Source organism: Geodermatophilus sp. SYSU D00698 (assembly GCF_054050335.1).
In genome coordinates this window covers 202,519-220,505 of record NZ_JBJGZD010000002.1, presented here as the reverse complement: position 1 = coordinate 220,505, position 17,987 = coordinate 202,519, and the positions used below count along the sequence as shown (strand labels likewise).

The window sequence follows — 17,987 nt, the reverse complement described above, 5'->3', positions numbered from 1 at the left end:
TCACACACACATGGGCTTCACTGTCGGCGAGACCGTCGTCTACCCGCACCACGGTGCCGCTCTGATCGAGGCGATCGAGACGCGGGTCATCAAGGGCGAAGAGAAGGCCTACCTCGTGCTGAAGGTCGCCCAGGGCGACCTGACCGTGCGCGTGCCGGCCGACAACGCAGAGATCGTCGGCGTCCGTGACGTCGTCGGTCAGGACGGGCTCAACCGCGTGTTCGAGGTCCTGCGGGCCCCGCACACCGAGGAGCCGACCAACTGGTCGCGCCGCTACAAGGCCAACCTCGAGAAGCTGGCCTCCGGCGACGTCAACAAGGTGGCCGAGGTCGTCCGCGACCTGTGGCGCCGCGACAAGGACCGCGGCCTCTCCGCCGGCGAGAAGCGGATGCTCTCCAAGGCCCGCCAGATCCTGGTGAGCGAGCTCGCGCTCGCCGAGGGGACCAACGAGGACAAGGCCGAGGTGCTGCTCGACGAGGTCCTCGCCAGCTGACCCCTGCACCCTCGCTCTCCCGGACCACTCCCGTGTCCGCTGTCGGCATCGTCGCAGCGGCCGGGAGTGGTTCGCGTCTGGGGGCGGACAAGCCCAAGGCGCTCGTCGAGCTGGCCGGCCGCCCCCTGGTCTCCTGGGCGGTCGACACGCTGCTGGCCGGTGGCGTCGACGAGGTCGTCGTCGCCGTGCCCGCGGCCGAGCGCGACGCCTTCGCCGCCGTCCTGCCCGGCAGCGTCGCGCTGGTCGACGGCGGCGCCACCCGCACCGCCTCGGTCCGCGCCGCGCTGTCGGCCGCCGGCCCCCACGCCGACGCCGTCCTCGTGCACGACGCCGCCCGCCCGCTGACCCCACCGGACGTGGTGGCCCGCGTGCTGGCGGCGCTGGCCGCCGGCGCGCCCGCCGTCGTCCCGGTGCTGCCGGTCGTGGACACCACCGTCGTCGTCGACGCGGCCGGCACGGTCACCGAGGCCGTGCCCCGCGCGGTGCTGCGGCGGGTGCAGACGCCGCAGGGCTTCGACCGCGCCGTCCTGGTGGCCGCCTACGCCGCCCTGGACGACGCCCTCGTGGACGCCCTCGTGGACGCCGCAGCGCTCACCGACGACGCCGCCGTCGTGCGGGCCGCCGGCGTGCCGGTGACCACCGTGGCCGGCGACGAGCGCGCCGCGAAGGTCACCGTGCCGCACGACCTGCACCTGGCCGCGCTGCAGGCCACCCGGTGAGCGACGACCTCCCGCGCGTCGGCCTCGGCGTCGACGTGCACCCGGTCGAGGCCGGCCGGGAGTGCTGGCTGGCCGGGCTGCGGTGGCCCGGCGCCGACGGCTGCGCCGGGCACTCCGACGGCGACGTCGCCGCGCACGCCCTCACCGACGCGGTGCTGTCCGCGGCCGGTCTCGGCGACATCGGCGGGCTGCTCGGCACCGACGACCCGCGCTGGGCCGGCGCCCGCGGCGTCGCCGTCCTCGAGCACGTGCGGGAGACCCTGGCCGCCGCCGGGTGGCGGGTCGGCAACGCGGCGGTGCAGCTCGTGGCGCCCACGCCGAAGCTCGGCCCGCGCCGGGCGGAGGCGGAGGCGGCGCTGTCGGCGGCGCTGGGCGCCCCGGTGAGCGTCACCGCCACCACCACCGACGGGCTGGGGCTGGTCGGCCGCGGCGAGGGCCGGGCCGCCCTCGCGACGGCGCTGGTCGTGCGCACGGGGTCCGTAGACTCCCCGCAGTGAGCCTCCGCCTGTACGACACGGCCGCGCGCGCGGTCCGGGACTTCACGCCCCTCCGTCCCGGCGAGGCCTCGGTGTACGTCTGCGGGCTCACCGTCCAGGGACCGCCGCACGTCGGGCACGTGCGCGCCGCCGTCGCCTTCGACGTGCTGCGCCGCTGGCTGATCGCGAGCGGGCTCGAGGTCACCTACGTCCGCAACGTCACCGACATCGACGACAAGATCCTCGTCAAGGCCGCCGAGCACGGCGTCCCGTGGTGGGCCTGGGCGTACACCAACGAGCTGGCCTGCACCCGCGCCTACGACGCCCTCGGCGTCCTGCCGCCCACCTACGAGCCGCGCGCAACCGGGCACGTGACGGACATGGTGGCGCTGGTCGAGCGGCTGGTGGAGCGCGGGCACGCCTACACCGTCGACGGCGACGCCTACTTCGACGTCCGCAGCTTCCCCCGCTACGGCGAGCTGACCCGCCAGGCGCTGGCCGACCTGCAGCCGGCCGCCGACACCGACACCGACGAGCGCAAGCGCGACCCCCGTGACTTCGCGCTGTGGAAGGCGCACAAGCCCGGCGAGCCGGAGACCGCGAGCTGGCCGACCCCGTGGGGTCCGGGCCGGCCCGGCTGGCACCTGGAGTGCTCGGCGATGGCGGGGCGCTACCTCGGCGCGGAGTTCGACATCCACGGCGGCGGGCTGGACCTGCGCTTCCCGCACCACGAGAACGAGCGCGCCCAGTCGATGGCCGCCGGCCTGCCGTTCACCCGGTACTGGATGCACAACGGCTGGGTCACCCTCGGCGGCGAGAAGATGAGCAAGTCGCTGGGCAACACCGCGCTGGTCGACGAGGTCGTCCGCCGGGTGCGCCCGGTCGAGCTGCGGTACTACCTGGTGGCGCCGCACTACCGGTCCACCGTCGAGTTCACCGACGCCGCGCTGGCCGAGGCGGGCGCCGCCTACCGGCGGATCGAGTCGTTCGTGCACCGCGCCGCGGAGCGGGCCGGCCGGGACGCCGCCACCGGCCTGCCGCCGGCGTTCCGCGAGGCCATGGACGACGACCTCGGCACCCCGGCCGCGATCGCCGTCGTCCACGAGGTCGTCCGCGCCGGCAACACCGCCCTGGCCGAGGGGGACGACGCCGCGCTGGCCGACGCGCTCGGCGCCGTGCGGGGCATGCTGGGTGTGCTGGGGCTGGACCCGCTCGACCCCCACTGGGCGGCCGGCGGGGGCGCCGACGGCCGGCTGGCGGAGGTCACCGACGGCCTGGTCCGGCTGGCGCTGGAGCAGCGGCAGGCCGCCCGCGCGCGGAAGGACTACGCGGCGGCCGACGCGCTGCGCGACCAGCTCACCGCCCTCGGCGTGCAGGTCGAGGACACCCCGCAGGGACCCCGATGGGAGCTGACCCGCTGATGGCCGGAAACAGCCAGCGCCGCGGCCGCACGAGCGGCGCGGGCAAGAAGGGCGCCACCGCCGGCACCGGCGGCAAGAACCGCCGCGCGCTGGCCGGCCGCGGGGCGACCCCGCCCGCCGAGAAGCGCACGGGCCACCCGGCGCAGCGCCGCGCGCAGGCCGACGCCCGCCGCCGGGCCGAGCGCGACCGCAGCCGCCAGCGCGCCGAGGAGGCGCCGGAGCTGCTGCTCGGCCGCAACCCCGTCGTCGAGGCGCTGCGCGCGCAGATCCCGGCGACGGCGCTGTACGTCGTCACCGGGGACACCCGGGCGGCGACCGACGAGCGGATCACCGAGGCGCTGCACCTGGCCAGCGACCGCGGCCTGCCGCTGCTCGAGGTGGGCAAGGCCGAGTTCGACCGGATGTCGAACAACGCGCTGCACCAGGGCATCGGGCTGCAGGTCCCGCCCTACGAGTACGCGCACCCCGACGACCTGCTCGACGTCGCCCGCGACTCCGGCCGGCCGCCGCTGGTCGTGGCCATGGACGGCGTCACCGACCCGCGCAACCTCGGCGCGGTGGTCCGCTCGGCGGCCGCCTTCGACGCGCACGGCGTCGTCGTGCCGCAGCGGCGCGCGGTCGGGATGACCGCCTCGGCGTGGCGCACCAGCGCCGGCGCCGCCGCCCGGCTGCCGGTGGCCCGCGCGGTCAACCTGGCCCGGGCGCTGGCCTCCTACCAGGACGCCGGCCTGCAGACGGTCGGCCTGGCCGGCGACGGCGACGTGGACATCGCCGACTACGACGGCCTCGCCGACCCGGTGGCGCTGGTCGTCGGCGCGGAGGGCGCGGGGCTGTCGCGGCTGGTGCGCGAGCGCTGCGACGTCGTCGTCCGCATCCCGATCGCCCGCGACACCGAGTCGCTCAACGTGAGCGTCGCGGCGTCCATCGCCCTCTACGCCGCCGCCCAGGCCCGACGGTGACACGGCGGTCCTGCCGGACCGCACCGCGGCCGGGTGCCCTCTCCCTGACGCCGTGAGCCCCGGCGGACGCGTCCCTCCTCGGGGACCCTCCGGGCCCCGCTCGCCGGTCGCGGCCACCGCGATCCGGCTCGGGCTGGAGCCGCACCCCGAGGGCGGCTGGTACCGGCGCACCTGGACCTCGCCGGCCGCGGTCGGCGACCGCCCGGCCGCGACGGCGATCCTCTACCTGCTCGCACCGGGGGAGTCCTCGGCGCCGCACACCGTCGACGCCGACGAGCTGTGGCTCTGGCACGGGCCGGGCGCACTGGTGCTGCACGTGGGCGACGAGCGCACGGTGCTGGACGCGGCGCACCCGCAGGTGCTCGTGCCCGCCGGCGCCCGGCAGTCGACCGCCCCGGCGGAGGACGAGGTGCTGGTGACCTGTGTCGTCTCGCCGGGCTTCGCGTGGAGCGGCTTCCGGCTGGTCTGAGCTCAGCCCAGCAGCTGGGCGAGGGTGTAGATGACCAGCCCGGCCAGGCCGCCGACGACGGTGCCGTTGATGCGGATGAACTGCAGGTCCCGCCCCACCTGCAGCTCGATGCGGCGGCTGGTCTCCTCGGTGTCCCAACGGGCGACGGTGCTGCCGACGACGTCGGCGAGGTCGCCGGCGAAGCGCTCCACCAGGTAGCCGGCGACCCGCACCGACTGCTGCTGCACCCGCTCGCGCACCCGCGGGTCGGTCCGCAGCAGCCGGGCGGCGTCGCCGATCATGCCGGTCACCCGGGACCGCAGCTCGGAGTCCGGGTCGGTGGCGGCAGCGAGGAACGAGGTCTTCGCGTTGGTCCACAGCGACGAGGACCAGGCGCGCACCGCCGGGTGGTCGAGCAGCTCCTTCTTGAACCCCTCGACGCGGGCGGCGGTGTCGGGGTCGGTGCGCAGGTCGTGCACGTAGGCGCGCAGCCGGGCGTCGTAGACCCGCCGCAGCTCGTGGTCGCGGTCGGCACCAACCTCCTCCAGGAAGCCCTGCACGCCCGCGAACACGCGGTCGAACACCCGGTCGTCGACCCAGTTGGGCACCCACGACGGGGAGGCGTCCCCGAGCTGGGCGCGGAACACCACCCGGTTCTCCTCGAGGAACCGGGCGAGGTAGCGCAGGCCCGCCGACAGGACCTCCTGGTGCCGGTCCCCGTCGACCACCAGCTCCAGGACCCGGGCCAGCACCGGCGCCGCCGGCGTCGCGTGCAGCTTGCGGTCGACCAGGCCGGAGACGGCCTGCTGCAGGTCGTCGTCGCGCAGCAGGTCGGTGAGGCCGGTGAGCCCGGCGGCGGCGTCGCCGGCCAGCCGCTCCGCGCGGCCGGGCGCCGCCAGGAAGGTCCCGAGCCGGCCGGGGACGTCGACGGTGGCGAGCTTCTCCTCGACGACCGAGCGGGTCAGGAAGTTCTCCTGCACGAACGTGCCCAGGCTCGCGCCGATCTGGTCCTTCTTGCGCGGGATGATCGCCGTGTGCGGGATCGGCAGCCGCAGCGGGTGCCGGAACAGCGCGGTGACGGCGAACCAGTCGGCCAGCGCGCCGACCATCGAGGCCTCGGCGGTGGCCCGCACGTACCCGACCCAGGGCCCGGCGGTGTCGCCGAGCAGCACGCAGGCGAGGAAGACGGCCGCCGCGAGCAGGAACAGCCCCGTGGCCAGCCGTTTCATCCGCCGCAGCCCGGCGGCGCGCTCCGGGTCGTCGAGCGAAGAGGCGAGCGGGGCGCTCACAGACGACGACACCCTCCCCAGCCTAGAGGCGGGGGAGGGTGCCTTCCCGGGCTGGAGGGGTCAGTCCGCGCTGCTGCCGAGGGTGACCTCGACCGTCGACGTCCCACCGTCGCGCTGCACGGTCAGCTGCACCCGCGTGCCGGGGGCCGAGCTGCGGATGGCGGCGGTCAGCTCGGTGGAGGTGGTCACCGCCCGGTCGCCGACCGCGGTGACGACGTCGCCGGCCTGCAGGCCCGCCTCCGCGGCGGCCCCGCCGGGCTGCACCTGCACGACCTGCGCGCCGGTGCCCACCTCGGACGAGGCGGTCCCGCCGGCGGTCTGGGCGTTCACCCCGAGGACGGCGTGGGTGGCCGAGCCGGTGTCGATGATCTCCTCGGCGATCCGCTGGGCGGTGTTGCTCGGGATGGCGAACCCGACGCCGATGCTGCCGCTCTGCGACGCCGAGCCGGGCGCCCCCGAGGCCACCGAGGCGATCGCGGTGTTGATGCCGATGACCTCGCCGGCGGCGTCGACCAGCGCGCCGCCGGAGTTGCCGGGGTTGATGGCGGCGTCGGTCTGCAGCGCGTCGATGACGGTGGCGTCGTCCTGGGTGGAACCGGTGGCCACCGCGCGGTCGGTGGCGCTGACGATCCCGTCGGTCACCGTGTCGGACAGGCCGAGCGGCGCGCCGATCGCGACGGCGAGGTCCCCGACCTGCACGTCGTCGGAGTCGGCGAACGTGGCCGCGGTGAGCCCGCCGGCGCCCTGCAGCCGGATCACGGCGAGGTCCGAGGTCGGGTCGGTGCCGACGACGGTGGCGTCGTAGAGCGTGCCGTCGGAGGTGCGCACCTGGACGGCGGCGTCGCCGGTGCTGCCGTCCAGCGAGACGACGTGGTTGTTGGTGAGCACGTAGCCGTCGTCGGAGAGCACCACGCCCGAGCCGCTGCCCGAGCCCGAGCCGCTGGTCACGTAGACGGTGACGACGCTGGGCGAGGCCTTGGCGGCCGCGGCGGTCACCGCAGTCGCGTTCTCCGGGTCCGTGATGACCACCGACTGCGCCGTGGCCGCCGTCCCGCTGCCGCCGCTCCCGCCGCCGGAGGTGAGGGCGACGACCCCGGCCCCGGCGCCGCCGCCGACGAGGGCCCCGGCGAGCAGCCCGGCGACGCCCATCCGCAGCCGGCCCGCCCGCCGCCTCTCCGGCGCCGGCGCGGGGGCGGGCGCCGGCGGCGGCAGGGTGCCCGTCGCGGTGCCGGCCGGCGGGTACCAGGAGTCGCCGGACGGCGGCGGGGTCCAGCCCGGGGTCGCACCGGTCGGCTGCGCCGGGTTCGGGTACGGGTGTCCGTTCACTGCTGTGGTCCTCCTCCTGGGCGGCCGTCCGCCGCTCTGGGGACCACTCTCGGCGCGGCGTCTGGCGGGGCCCTGCGGAGCGCCTGTGAGGTGTCTGGGCGTCCTCAGCGGGGGAGGTCCGGCAGCACCCGCCCCCGTGCGACCAGCTCGGTGACCACCCAGACCGCCGCCACCTCGGCGGCCAGCAGACCCACCAGGACCAGCAGCTGGGCGGCGCCGGCGGCCAGCGGGCCGCCCCCGCCGAGCAGCACGCCGACGTAGGCGCCGGGCAGCGTGACGAGGCCGACGGTGCGGGTCTGGTCCAGCGGCGGCAGCAGGGCGGTCGCGGCGGAGGGCCGGGCGACCTCGAGGACGGCGTCGCGGGGGAGCAGGCCCAGCGCCAGGGCCGCCTCGACCTCGCCGCGGCGGGTGGTCAGCTCCTCGCGCAGCCGCCGGCCGGCCAGCGACGTCGCCGTCATCGCGCCGCCGACCAGGATGCCCGCGACCGGGATCACCGCCTCCCCGCGCAGCGGCACCGTGCCGCTGGCGAGCACCAGCGCGACCACCGGCGCCGCGCCGCCGGCCACCGCCAGGGCCGCGGACCCCACCCGGCGCGGGGCACCGGGCGCCCGCAGCGGCAGGCCGCTGACCCGTCCTGCCGCCGTGACCGCCGCGACGGTGACCATCAGCAGCACGAACGCCGCCGACAGCCACAGCGAGCGGACGACGACCAGCAGCACCGCCGAGACCGCCGCCAGCTGGACGGTGGCCCGCAGCGCCGCGACGACGACCGGCTGCTCCTGCCCCAGCCCGGACAGCCGCCCGCCCGCCGCCGCCAGCACGGTGAGCAGCACCAGGACGACGGCCAGCGGCGGGCCGAGCTCGACGACGGAGGTCCCCACGGCCGCCGATCCTGCCGTCCGCGACCCGGCCGCCCGCGACACGCCGACCACGGTGTGCGACGGGAGCGTCGCGGGGTAGAGGGGGACCCCGGTCGCTCCCCTGGGAGCGGGCGGGTCCCCGCTGCCCGGCCTGCGCTCCTGGAGGCTGCTCGTGTCCACCCGCGGTCTGCCCGCCCGTCTGCTCGTGGGCCTCGCCGCCCTCACCGCCGTCGCGGTCGCCGTCGTCGGCGGCCTCGCCCTGCGGCCCCCGGGGCTGCTCGCCGTCGCGCTGGCCGCGGTGGTGACCTCCTGCCTGGCCGGCGGCGTGGCGCGCGAGGCGCACGAGGACGGCCGGCCACCGCGGTACACCCCGCTGGAGGCGGCCTGGCGGGCCGGCGCGGTCACGATCGGCGTGCTGCTGTTCCTGTCCGGCACCGCGGCGCTGGGCGGTCCGGCGCTGACGGCCCTGGCCGGTGCGGTGCTCTTCCTCGGCGGGCTCGGTTCGTGGCTGCTGCACACCGGCCGCCCGGTGCGGCCGGCCGCCCCCGACGACGCCCCGGCGCCCGGCCGGCTCGCCGCACCGGCGCCGCAGCGGCCGGTGGCCGGCGCCCGCCCGGGGGAGGCCGTCGGGACGGTCACCTCCCTGCCGCCGGTGACGACCCTGACGACCGCGGCGCTGGGCCGCGAGTGGCTCGGCACGACGGCCGCGCTGGCCGGCCGGCTGGACCCGGCGGCGCGGCAGTCGATCGTCCGCCGCCGCCAGGACGCCCTCGACGAGCTCGAGCGCCGCGACCCGGCCGGCTTCGCCCGCTGGCTGGCCGAGGGGCCGCTGCCCGGCAGCGACCCGGCCGGCTACCTGCGCGAGGGCCCGGCGGCCGACTGAGGGTCGAAGACGGCCGCGGGGTCGACGTTCATCACGACCTCGCAGTCGCAGAACCCGCCGTACTCCTCCAGCCCCTCGTGCAGCCGGTCCAGGGCGATGCCGTGGCCGGCGGCCCAGGCGTCGGTGGCGCGGTGGGTCCGGTCGCAGTCCCCGGCCGAGAGGACGGCGTCGAGGTGCTCGCGCAGCGCGTCCAGCTGGGTCCGGTCCAGCGGCAGGAGCCCGGCCGGGTCGTCGATCGGTGCCACGCGCTCAGCATCGGCAGCGGGGGCGTCGGGCTCGACCCGTGTCGTCGGCCGGGACGGCGGAGGACAGCGCCCGGCCCAGGCGGAGGAACCACACCGGCACGGCCAGCCCACCGAGCACGGCGGGTGTGCCGCCGGCCGCGAACGCGACCCGCCGGCGCAGGGACCGCTCCGGCAGGAGCAGCCCGGCCCCGGACACGGCGCTGCCGGCGAGCACCGCACCGCCGGCCAGCACACCGAGCCGGGTCACGGCGTCCGGCAGGGTCCCGCGCCGTCCGCGGCAGGTCAGCACCAGCCAGCCGGCCAGCACCTCGAACGCGCCGACGGCGACCGGCGCCTGCACGGGGAAGGGCACGACGCCGAGCACGAGCGCCGGCCCGGCGAGGGTGAGCACGCCGGTCGCGGTGAGGCCCGACCGGCGGGTCCACCGGCCGGGGCTGACCGCCATCACCACCGGCACCATCAGCGCCGTGCCGACCGACCCGACGACGTCGTTGGCGGACCCCAGGGACACCGGCAGCACCCGGCGCCGTCCGGCCTCGACGGCGTAGAAGGCCACGAGCAGGGCGTTGGCCGCCACCCCGGTGATCCCGGCCGCGCGGGCCCACGGGGCGGCACGTCGCAGGTCCACGGTGCGTCCTCCCCACCACGGCCCGGCGGCGAGCCGGCCGCGCGGACGACGCTGACAGGGGCCGTCGTGACCCGTCCAGGGACGAACGTCCGACCCGGGGGTCCCTATCCTTGGGTCGGGACCGGTTCCCGTGTCCCGCCGGCGTGGCGCAACTGGTAGCGCACCCGACTTGTAATCGGGCGGTTGGGGGTTCGAGTCCCCCCGTCGGCTCAGTCGAAGCTGCCCGCCCCGCCCACGCGGTAGGGGTGGTGCCGCTCGGCGCGGGCCGCCCGCGCCCGCTCGGCGCGCTCCTCGCGCAGCCGGGCGGCGGTGCCGGCCCGGTAGCCGGCCTTGGCCACGCGGTGCTCGGTGGTCTCCACCACGAACGCCAGCGAGTACATCAGCCCGACCATCAGCCCCCCGGCCGCCGCGGTCAGCCGGTAGCCCATCCCCACGGGGACGGCGACCAGGCAGATCACCACCAGCGGGGCGAGCTGCACCAGCGAGCGGGCGACGTGCCGGCGCACCCATCCCGGCCGGGTGGTGTCCGACAGCACCCACGGCGACAGCTCCCGGGGCAGCCCGCCGCCGACGGCGTAGCGGAGCCACTGCAGGACGGTCGGGCGGCGGGACGTCGCGGGCGCGGCGTGCTGGGTGCGCACGCCTCGACGGTAGGCCCCGCTGTCCACCCCGGGAACCGGGACCGGACCGTCCCGACCGGGCCGTTGCCCCCCGCACGGCGGCGGGTGGACACTGCGACCCCCGAGGGGAGGGAGGGCTCCCGTGCAGATCGCCTCGCTGCTCCGCCGCAAGGGCCCCGACGTCGTCACCGTGGCGCCGGACCGGCCCGTCCGTGCCGCCCTGGCCCTGCTCGCCGAGCACCGCATCGGCGCGCTCGTCGTCTCCCGCGGGGGAGGCACCGTCGACGGCATCGTCTCCGAGCGCGACGTCGTCCGCGCCCTGCACGCCTCCGGGCCGGAGGTCCTCGACGGGCCGGTGTCGGCGCTGATGACCGCTGAGGTGCGCACCTGCGTGCCCGGCGCCTCGGTGCACGACCTCGCCCGCACGATGACCGACCACCGCATCCGGCACGTGCCCGTCGTCGAGGACGGCCGGCTGCTGGGGATCGTCTCGATCGGCGACGTCGTCAAGGCCCGCCTCGACGAGCTGCAGGAGGAGCGGGACCACCTCGTCGACTACATCCAGACCACGTAGCGGCGCGGCGTACGGTGCCCGCCGTGGACGAGCGGCGGGCGGGCACGGCAGCGGGACTCGCCGCCTACGGGTTGTGGGGGGTCTTCCCGCTCTACTTCCCGCTGCTGGAGCCGGCCGGCGGGGTGGAGATCGTCGCCCACCGCATCGTCTGGTCGCTGCTGTTCGTGGCCGTCCTCCTGACCGTGCTGCGGCGGTGGGCACTGGTCCACGCGGCGGTCACCGACCGGCGCACGCTGCTGGTCCTGGCCGGGGCCTCGGTGCTCATCGCGGCCAACTGGCTGGTCTTCGTCTACGGCGTCAACTCCGGGCACGTCGTCGAGACCTCGCTCGGCTACTTCATCAACCCGCTGGTCAGCGTGCTGCTCGGCGTCGTCGTCTTCGCCGAGCGGCTGCGTCCGCTGCAGTGGGCCGCGGTCGGGCTGGCCGCGGTGGCCGTCGTCGTCCTGACCGTCGACCACGGCCGGCCGCCGTGGATCGCGCTGGCGCTGGCCGCCACCTTCGGCAGCTACGGCCTGCTCAAGAAGCTGGTGCGGGTGGAGGCGGCGCCGGGCCTGCTCGTGGAGACGGCGGTGACCTTCCTGCCGGCGCTGGTGCTCCTCGCCGTCCTGCAGGCCACCGGGCGGGGGACCGCGGGGTCCGAGGGCACCGGCCACCTCCTGCTGCTCGCGGCCTCGGGCGTCGCGACGGCGGTGCCGCTGCTGCTGTTCGCCGCGGCCGCCCGGCGCATCCCGCTGTCGACCGTCGGGCTGCTGCAGTACGTCACGCCGCTCATGCAGCTGGCACTGGGGGTCTTCGTGTTCCACGAGCCGATGCCCCCGGCGCGGCTGGCGGGCTTCGCGATCGTCTGGGCGGCGCTGGCGGTGTTCACCGTGGACAGCCTGCGCTCGGCCCGGGCCGCCGGCCGGAGGGCGACCGCCGGGCAGGTGCCCGCCGCGGCCTGACCGCGCGTCTCGGGCTGTGGCCTGTCACCCCCCGGGCCTACCGTTGTGGGTGACGGCTTCCCCCCGATCGAACGGACCCGACGATGACCCCCGACCCCGACCCCGCGGTCTCCCCGCCGGGGGGCCCGGAGTCCGGTGAGGGCCCCGCGCAGCCCGCGGGCCTGACCCGGCGCGAGCACGAGATGCTGGCCTTCGAGCGGCAGTGGTGGCGCCAGCCCGGCGCGAAGGAGACCGCGATCCGCGAGCGGTTCGGCCTCCCGCCCACCCGCTACTACCAGGTGCTGAACGCGCTGGTCGACCGCCCGGCCGCGCTCGAGGCCGACCCCCTCCTCGTCCGGCGCCTGCGCCGGCTGCGCACCGCGCGGCGCCAGCGGCGTTCGCCTCACCTGCTGGGCAAGGGCTCCTCCGCCCTCTAGATTTGGTGACCGTGGGCAGGCACGCGGCACCAGGCGGTGACCAACCGGACCGGCCGTCAGCCCCGGTGGCAGGCGGCCGGCGCCGCACCGACCACCCCAGCGCGCCCCTGCCCGACCTGCCCACGAGGCCCGGCCCGGGCGTCGACCCGGGCGCCGCGGAGCTGAGCGACCACCCGACGACGCCCGGTCCCGGCCGCAGCCGCGCCGACCGCCGCCGCGACGCGCTGCTCGGCGCCGCGGACGAGACCGACCGCCGCCGGCTCACCGGCCGGTCCGCCCGCCCCGCCGTGGCCGCCCGCCCGGCGGCCCCCGCGCCCCCGGCGACGCCCGCACGCCCGGCCGAGCCGCAGCACCCGCCGGTCCGCGCGCCGCAGCCCGAGGCGCCGGCCGTCCGGTCGCGCCCCGCGCAGCCCGTCGCCCCGGCCCGTCCCCGCGTCCCCGCGCCGGTGGCCGCCGGCGCCGCCACCCGGCAGGCGCCCGCGCCCCAGCCGCCGGCCCACCCCGCGCCCCAGCTGCCGGCCCGCCCGGCCGAGCCGCCGACCGCGCAGTCGCCGGCCGTCTCCCGGCCGGCGCCCTCGCCGCCGGCCCGTCCTGCGCCGCCCGAGACCACGGTCGCGCCGTTCCAGGCGGTCCCCCGGCCCGACGCCGAGGCCGCCGCCGAACCGGCGGTGCCGCCGCTGGACCCGTGGGACCAGCCGGCCCGCCCGCCGGCCCGCGGCCGGGCGCAGCCCTCGCCCGCGGCGGAGCCGGCGCGGTCCCGGGACCGGGGCCGGACCCCGGGCGAGGCCTCCGCCGGGAACGGCTACCGCGACTGGACCAGCCCCTCCCGGGCGGGCACCGCGACGCCGGCCGCGCCGCTGACCGAGGCGATCCCCGACCGCGAGGTGTCCCGCGACCGCGAGGTGTCCCGCGACCGCGTGGCGTCCGCGGACCGCGCGCCCGCCCCGGCGACCGAGGCGATCCCCGACCGCGAGGTGTCCCGGGACCGCGCCCCGGCCGCGCCGCTGACCGAGGCGATCCCCGACCGCGAGGTCGCCGGCCGCCACGACCGGGCGCGGCGGGACCGCGACGCCGAGCCGGACACCGGCCCGCAGACCGACGGCACCGGCGTCGTCGGCAACCGCGCCGCGATGCGCGCCGAACGCCAGGCGAAGGAGGCCGAGCGGCAGGCCATGGAGGCCGAGCGCCGCAAGGCCGCGCGGCGGGCCGGGGTCTCCCGCGCCGCGCTGCGCGCCGCCGAGGGCGAGGACGCGCCGCCGCGCCGTCGCACCGGGGTCGCGCTGCTGGCGGTCGTCGTCGTCGCGCTGGTCGTGCTCGGCGTCTACAGCTTCACCTCCCCGGCGGCGCAGGAGGCCGGCTCGGCCGCGACGCCGACGAGCGAGCCGTCGGCATCGACGTCGGTGGCGCCCTCCTCGGGCCCGCTGCCCCCGCTGTCGGCCCAGCCGCTGCCCCCGGTCGAGCAGGCGCCCAGCACCCCGGTGCGCGTGCCGGTGACCGTCCTCAACGCCACGCGGACCGGTGGGCTGGCCGCCGACGTCGCCACCGCGTTCGCCGCGCAGGGCTGGACGACGGCCGGTGTCGGGGCCTACGAGGGTGGGGACGTCGCCGCCACCACCGTCTTCTTCGACGAGGGCGACGAGTCGCAGCGCCAGTCCGCCCTGCAGCTCATGGAGGCGTTCCCGGGCATCACCACCGGGCCCGCGGTGCGGTTCTTCGAGGTGCCGGACGTGCCCGACCCGGGCCTGGTCGTCGTCGTCACCGGCGGGCTCGAGCCCTGACCGCCCCCGGTCGCGCCCCGTCCCGACACCTGCGGAACCCCAGCGCGGCACCGTCCGTTGGCCGCAGCGTGCGTCCGTTCCGCGGGCCCGTGACACCGCGCCCGCGCCCCGGCGCCCGCGCGGTGGCCGGCGCCCTGCTCGCCCTCCTGCTCACCGGCACCCTCGTCGGCGCGCTGCCCACCCCGGCGGCCGCCGCCGAGGACGTCCGCACCGAGGACGCGCGCGTCCCCTCCGGCTCGGGCGCCGACGCCGTCGAGCTGGACACGACGCTGTACCTCCCGGCCTCCGCCACCGCCGACGACCCGGCGCCGGCCGTCGTCCTCGCCCACGGCTTCGGCGGCAGCAAGCAGTCGGTCGCCGACGACGCCCGGGACCTCGCCGGCCGGGGCTACGTCGTCCTCGCGTACTCCGCGCGCGGCTTCGGCGAGAGCACCGGCCAGATCGGCCTGGACGACCCGCGCTACGAGGTCGCCGACCTGTCCACCCTGCTCGACCTGCTCGCCGACCGCGACGACGTCCTCCTCGACGGCGACGCCGACCCGCGGGTCGGCGTCGCCGGCGCCTCCTACGGCGGGGCGCTGTCGCTGCTCGCCGCCGCCCACGACGACCGGGTCGACGCCATCGCGCCGCAGATCACCTGGCACTCGCTGACCGCCGCGCTCTTCCCCTCCCAGACCGGCGCCGCCGACGCACGGACCCCCGCCGCGACGCCGCAGACCGCCGACGCCGGCGTCTACAAGCGGCTGTGGGCGGGGCTGTTCTTCGGCGTGGGCGCCGCGCCCACCGGCGGGCTGCTGGACGCGCTCGGCGGCGGGGGAGCGGCCGAGGCCGAGGACGGCGAGGACGGCGGGGACCCCGGCGACTCCGGTGACGCGGCCCCCGTCTCCGGCGGCGCCGCCCCCGCCCTGCCGTTCGACCCGGCGTCGGTGGACCCCGCGGTGGTGGAGCAGGCGCTGACCTGCGGCCGGTTCCGCGCCGACATCTGCGCCGCCTACCAGTCCGCCGCGGCCTCGGGCGCGCTCACGCCCGAGGTGGCCGCGGTGCTCGACCGCAGCAGCCCGGCCGCGGTGCTCGACCGCATCACCGCGCCGACGCTGCTGGTCCAGGGCACCGAGGACTCCCTGTTCGGCCTGGGCCAGGCCGACGCCAACGCCCGCGGCATCGCCGCGAACGGCACCCCGGTCAAGGTCGTCTGGTACGCCGGCGGCCACGACTCCCGGTCGTCGGAGCGGGAGACCGCCGAGCTGCGCGACCAGGTCGCCGGCTGGTTCGACTGGCACCTGCGCGACGAGGACGACCCCGCCCGCGGCGAGGACCCCGGCACCGGCTTCCGGTTCCCGGCGCCCACCGGCCTCGGCAGCGGCCTGGGCAGCGTGCAGGGCGGCAACCAGAGCGTGCTCGCGGGCGCCTACCCGGGCCTCGACGGCGGGGAGCCGGCGCAGCGGGAGAGCGTCGCGCTCGACGGCGGCACCCAGCCGGTGGTCACGCCCGCCGGCGGCACCCCGGCCGCGATCACCACCGTCCCGGGCCTGGGCGCGCTGGCCTCGGCGCTCGGCGGGCAGGCCGTGGAGATCCCCGGCCAGTTCGCCGCGTTCTCCAGCGGCCCGCTCGACGAGGCGGTCGAGGTGGTCGGCGCGCCGACCGTCGAGCTCGCCGTCGCCTCGCCCACCGGCAGCGCCACGCTGTTCGCGAAGCTCTACGACGTCGGCCCCGACGGCGCCCAGACCCTGCCCGGCGGGCTGGTGGCCCCGCTGTCGCTCACCGGCCTGTCGGCGGACCCGACCGCGCCCACCGAGGTCGCCGTGACGCTGCCGGGCATCGTGCACCGCTTCGAGGCCGGGCACACGATGCGCGTCGTCGTCTCCTCGACCGACCAGGCCTTCGCGCTGCCGGCCGAGGCCACCGTCTACTCCGTCGCGCTCGCCGGGGCCGGCAACGGCGGCACCGCGCTGGCCGTGCCCACCGTCGAGGGGCAGCCGCAGGCCGACGGCGGCACCTCCCGCTGGTGGTGGCTGCTCGGCGCCGTCGTCGCCCTGGGCCTGCTCGGCTGGCTCGCCGCGGTGCTGTGGGGCCGCCGCCGGCGGCGGGTCACCTCGGAGGTGGAGCCCGACGGCGAGGACGTGCCGCTGCGCTTCGAGGGCATCACCAAGGCCTACAAGGACGGCTTCGTCGCCGTCCGCGACCTGTCCTTCGAGGTCCGCCGCGGCCAGGTGCTCGGCCTGCTCGGCCCCAACGGGGCGGGCAAGACGACGTCGCTGCGCATGCTCATGGGGCTGATCCGGCCGAACTCCGGGCGGATCACCGTGTTCGGTCACGAGGTCCGCCCCGGCGCGCCGGTGCTGTCCCGGCTGGGCTCGTTCGTCGAGGGCACCGGCCTGCAGCCGCACCTGTCCGGCCGCGACAACCTGCGCCTGTACTGGGCCGCCACCGGCCGCCCGGCCGAGGACGCGCACGTGGAGGAGGCCATCGCCGTCGCCGGCCTCGGCGCCGCCATCGACCGGCCGGTGCGCCGCTACAGCCAGGGCATGCGCCAGCGGGTGGCGATCGCGCAGGCGATGCTCGGCCTGCCCGACCTGCTGGTCCTCGACGAGCCGACCAACGGGCTGGACCCGCCGCAGATCCACGCCATGCGCGAGGTGCTGCGCGACTACGCCGCCACCGGCCGCACGGTCATCGTCTCCAGCCACCTGCTCAGCGAGATCGAGCAGACCTGCACCCACGTGGTGGTCATGGCGAAGGGGCAGAAGATCGCGCAGGGGACGGTCGAGGAGATCGTCGGCACCGGCGGCGCGGTGCTGGTCGGCCTCGCCGACGAGGCCGACGCCGACCGCGCGGCCGCCGTCCTGTCGGGGCTGCCCGGGGTCGCGGTCGAGCGCACCGACGAGGGCCTGGTCGCCGACCTCGGCCCGGGGACGTCGCGGGCGGCGGCGCTGCAGGCGCTGGTGGCCGCGGACGTCGCCGTCGACCAGTTCACGCCGCGCCGCCGCCTGGAGGACGCGTTCCTGGCACTCGTGGGGGAGTCGTGACCGCGACCGAGCACGTCCAGCCCACCGGCGCCGTCGCGGGCTACCGGCCCGAGCGGACGCTGCGGCTGTCGGTCGAGCTGCGCCGGCAGTTCAAGCGGCGCCGCACGATCGGCGTCTTCGCGGCGATGGTCGCGCTGCCGCTGGTGCTCATCGCCGCGCTCCAGCTGGGCGCCAGCGAGGAGGCGCAGACCAACAGCCGGATCAACCTCGTCGACGTCGCCACCGCCAGCGGGCTGAACTTCACGCTGTTCGTGCTGTTCGCCACGACGACGTTCTTCCTCGTCGTGGTCTACGCGCTGTTCTTCGGCGACACGGTGGCCAGCGAGGCGCAGTGGGGCTCGCTGCGCTACACCCTGGCCACGCCGGTGCCCCGGATGCGGCTGCTCCGGCAGAAGTGGCTCGCGGCGCTGGTCCAGTCGGTGGGCGCGCTGCTCACCCTCGTCGCCGTCGCGGTGGTCGCCGGTGGCCTGGCGTTCGGGTTCGGCGAGATCCGGACGCCGATCGGGGTGACCCTGTCCCAGGGGGAGGGGTTCCTCCGGCTGGCCGGGATGCTCGGCTACCTCGCCGTGCACCTGCTCGTCGTTGGGACGCTGGCGTTCTGGCTGTCCACGGTCACCGACGCGCCGCTGGCCGCCGTCGGCGGGGCGGTGTTCACGACGGTCGTGTTCGCCATCCTCGACCAGGTCGAGCAGCTCGGGTCGATCCGCGACTGGTTCCCCACCGCGGAGGAGTTCGCCTGGACCGACCTGCTGCAGACGCCGGTCGACTCCTCCGACCTGTTCCGCGGCGTCGTCCAGTCGCTGGTCTACGCGGCGGTCTTCACCGCGCTCGGCTTCCGCCACTTCGCCCGGCGCGACGTCACCAGCTGAACGACGTCACCAGCTG

Annotated in this window: 19 protein-coding genes and 1 tRNA gene; 14 read left to right on the top strand and 6 right to left on the bottom strand. The window is 77.4% G+C overall.

Going from position 1 to position 17,987, the window contains the following annotated elements; genetic code table 11:
- Positions 1-10 precede the first annotated feature (10 nt).
- Genes ACI8AB_RS02820 through ACI8AB_RS02795 form a run of 6 tightly spaced genes read left to right on the top strand, consistent with a single transcriptional unit; the run spans position 11 to position 4,537 of the window.
- Positions 11-493 (top strand): CarD family transcriptional regulator, encoded by a 483-nt coding sequence (locus ACI8AB_RS02820; protein WP_073418385.1) that lies wholly within the window; start codon positions 11-13, stop codon positions 491-493.
- 32 nt (positions 494-525) lie between these two features.
- A complete protein-coding gene (ispD, locus tag ACI8AB_RS02815; RefSeq protein WP_456948863.1) occupies positions 526-1,212 on the top strand; it encodes a 2-C-methyl-D-erythritol 4-phosphate cytidylyltransferase in 687 nt (228 codons plus the stop codon).
- On the top strand, positions 1,209-1,709 hold the full coding sequence (gene ispF / locus ACI8AB_RS02810; RefSeq protein WP_387987131.1) for a 2-C-methyl-D-erythritol 2,4-cyclodiphosphate synthase: 501 nt from the start codon (positions 1,209-1,211) through the stop codon (positions 1,707-1,709). The genes ispD and ispF overlap by 4 nt, the downstream gene beginning before the upstream one ends.
- A complete protein-coding gene (gene cysS / locus ACI8AB_RS02805; protein ID WP_456948862.1) occupies positions 1,706-3,109 on the top strand; it encodes a cysteine--tRNA ligase in 1,404 nt (467 codons plus the stop codon). Before ispF ends, cysS begins: the two co-directional genes overlap by 4 nt.
- Positions 3,109-4,068 (top strand): 23S rRNA (guanosine(2251)-2'-O)-methyltransferase RlmB, encoded by a 960-nt coding sequence (gene rlmB, locus ACI8AB_RS02800; protein WP_456901708.1) that lies wholly within the window; start codon positions 3,109-3,111, stop codon positions 4,066-4,068. Before cysS ends, rlmB begins: the two co-directional genes overlap by 1 nt.
- Positions 4,069-4,120: 52 nt before the next feature.
- Positions 4,121-4,537, top strand: a complete 417-nt coding sequence (locus ACI8AB_RS02795) for a cupin domain-containing protein (RefSeq protein WP_387987123.1) — start codon at positions 4,121-4,123, stop codon at positions 4,535-4,537.
- A gap of 2 nt (positions 4,538-4,539) precedes the next feature.
- On the opposite strand, the gene ACI8AB_RS02790 is transcribed toward ACI8AB_RS02795, so the two are convergent.
- The 3 genes from ACI8AB_RS02790 to ACI8AB_RS02780 form a co-directional block, all read right to left on the bottom strand.
- Complete coding sequence (locus ACI8AB_RS02790; protein WP_456948861.1) at positions 4,540-5,817, bottom strand: DUF445 domain-containing protein; 1,278 nt, start codon at positions 5,815-5,817, stop codon at positions 4,540-4,542.
- Positions 5,818-5,865: 48 nt separating this feature from the next.
- A complete protein-coding gene (locus tag ACI8AB_RS02785) occupies positions 5,866-7,131 on the bottom strand; it encodes a S1C family serine protease (RefSeq protein WP_456948860.1) in 1,266 nt (421 codons plus the stop codon).
- Positions 7,132-7,235: 104 nt separating this feature from the next.
- A complete protein-coding gene (locus ACI8AB_RS02780) occupies positions 7,236-8,012 on the bottom strand; it encodes an ABC transporter permease (protein ID WP_456948859.1) in 777 nt (258 codons plus the stop codon).
- 151 nt (positions 8,013-8,163) lie between these two features.
- On the opposite strand from ACI8AB_RS02780, the gene ACI8AB_RS02775 reads away from it, so the two are divergent.
- Positions 8,164-8,874 (top strand): hypothetical protein, encoded by a 711-nt coding sequence (locus ACI8AB_RS02775; RefSeq protein WP_456948858.1) that lies wholly within the window; start codon positions 8,164-8,166, stop codon positions 8,872-8,874.
- Here ACI8AB_RS02775 and ACI8AB_RS02770 read toward each other — a convergent pair.
- Positions 8,844-9,119 carry a DUF2695 domain-containing protein gene (locus tag ACI8AB_RS02770; RefSeq protein ID WP_456948857.1) on the bottom strand — a complete coding sequence of 92 codons (276 nt, stop codon included), beginning with the start codon at positions 9,117-9,119 and terminating at the stop codon, positions 8,844-8,846. The two genes, ACI8AB_RS02775 and ACI8AB_RS02770, sit on opposite strands and share 31 nt — an antisense overlap.
- Before the next feature lie 4 nt (positions 9,120-9,123).
- Entirely contained in the window at positions 9,124-9,747 is a 624-nt protein-coding gene (locus ACI8AB_RS02765; RefSeq protein WP_456948856.1) for a hypothetical protein, read from the bottom strand.
- Positions 9,748-9,884: 137 nt separating this feature from the next.
- On the opposite strand from ACI8AB_RS02765, the gene ACI8AB_RS02760 reads away from it, so the two are divergent.
- Positions 9,885-9,957, top strand: a tRNA-Thr gene (locus ACI8AB_RS02760).
- Here the strand turns inward: ACI8AB_RS02760 and ACI8AB_RS02755 are convergent.
- A complete protein-coding gene (locus tag ACI8AB_RS02755; protein WP_456948855.1) occupies positions 9,957-10,388 on the bottom strand; it encodes a DUF5313 family protein in 432 nt (143 codons plus the stop codon). The genes ACI8AB_RS02760 and ACI8AB_RS02755 overlap by 1 nt on opposite strands.
- Before the next feature lie 121 nt (positions 10,389-10,509).
- Between ACI8AB_RS02755 and ACI8AB_RS02750 the strand changes: the two genes are divergently transcribed.
- From ACI8AB_RS02750 to ACI8AB_RS02725, 6 genes are all read left to right on the top strand, one after another.
- On the top strand, positions 10,510-10,941 hold the full coding sequence (locus ACI8AB_RS02750; protein WP_387987105.1) for a CBS domain-containing protein: 432 nt from the start codon (positions 10,510-10,512) through the stop codon (positions 10,939-10,941).
- 23 nt (positions 10,942-10,964) lie between these two features.
- Complete coding sequence (gene rarD / locus ACI8AB_RS02745; protein ID WP_456948854.1) at positions 10,965-11,882, top strand: EamA family transporter RarD; 918 nt, start codon at positions 10,965-10,967, stop codon at positions 11,880-11,882.
- 83 nt (positions 11,883-11,965) lie between these two features.
- Positions 11,966-12,298 carry a DUF3263 domain-containing protein gene (locus tag ACI8AB_RS02740; protein WP_387987099.1) on the top strand — a complete coding sequence of 111 codons (333 nt, stop codon included), beginning with the start codon at positions 11,966-11,968 and terminating at the stop codon, positions 12,296-12,298.
- Positions 12,299-12,363: 65 nt separating this feature from the next.
- Positions 12,364-14,076 carry a LytR C-terminal domain-containing protein gene (locus ACI8AB_RS02735; protein WP_456948853.1) on the top strand — a complete coding sequence of 571 codons (1,713 nt, stop codon included), beginning with the start codon at positions 12,364-12,366 and terminating at the stop codon, positions 14,074-14,076.
- Between the two features lie 89 nt (positions 14,077-14,165).
- Positions 14,166-17,102 carry an alpha/beta fold hydrolase gene (locus ACI8AB_RS02730; RefSeq protein ID WP_456948852.1) on the top strand — a complete coding sequence of 979 codons (2,937 nt, stop codon included), beginning with the start codon at positions 14,166-14,168 and terminating at the stop codon, positions 17,100-17,102.
- Positions 17,099-17,971, top strand: coding sequence for an ABC transporter permease (locus ACI8AB_RS02725; RefSeq protein ID WP_387988038.1), 873 nt, complete (start codon positions 17,099-17,101; stop codon positions 17,969-17,971). The genes ACI8AB_RS02730 and ACI8AB_RS02725 overlap by 4 nt, the downstream gene beginning before the upstream one ends.
- Positions 17,972-17,987: the final 16 nt, after the last annotated feature.

Coding starts and splice junctions, on each gene's coding strand:
- ACI8AB_RS02820 (WP_073418385.1), top strand. CDS start 11: ATGGGCTTCACTGTCGGCGAGACCGTCGTCTACCCGCACCACGGTGCC.
- rlmB (WP_456901708.1), top strand. CDS start 3,109: ATGGCCGGAAACAGCCAGCGCCGCGGCCGCACGAGCGGCGCGGGCAAG.
- ACI8AB_RS02740 (WP_387987099.1), top strand. CDS start 11,966: ATGACCCCCGACCCCGACCCCGCGGTCTCCCCGCCGGGGGGCCCGGAG.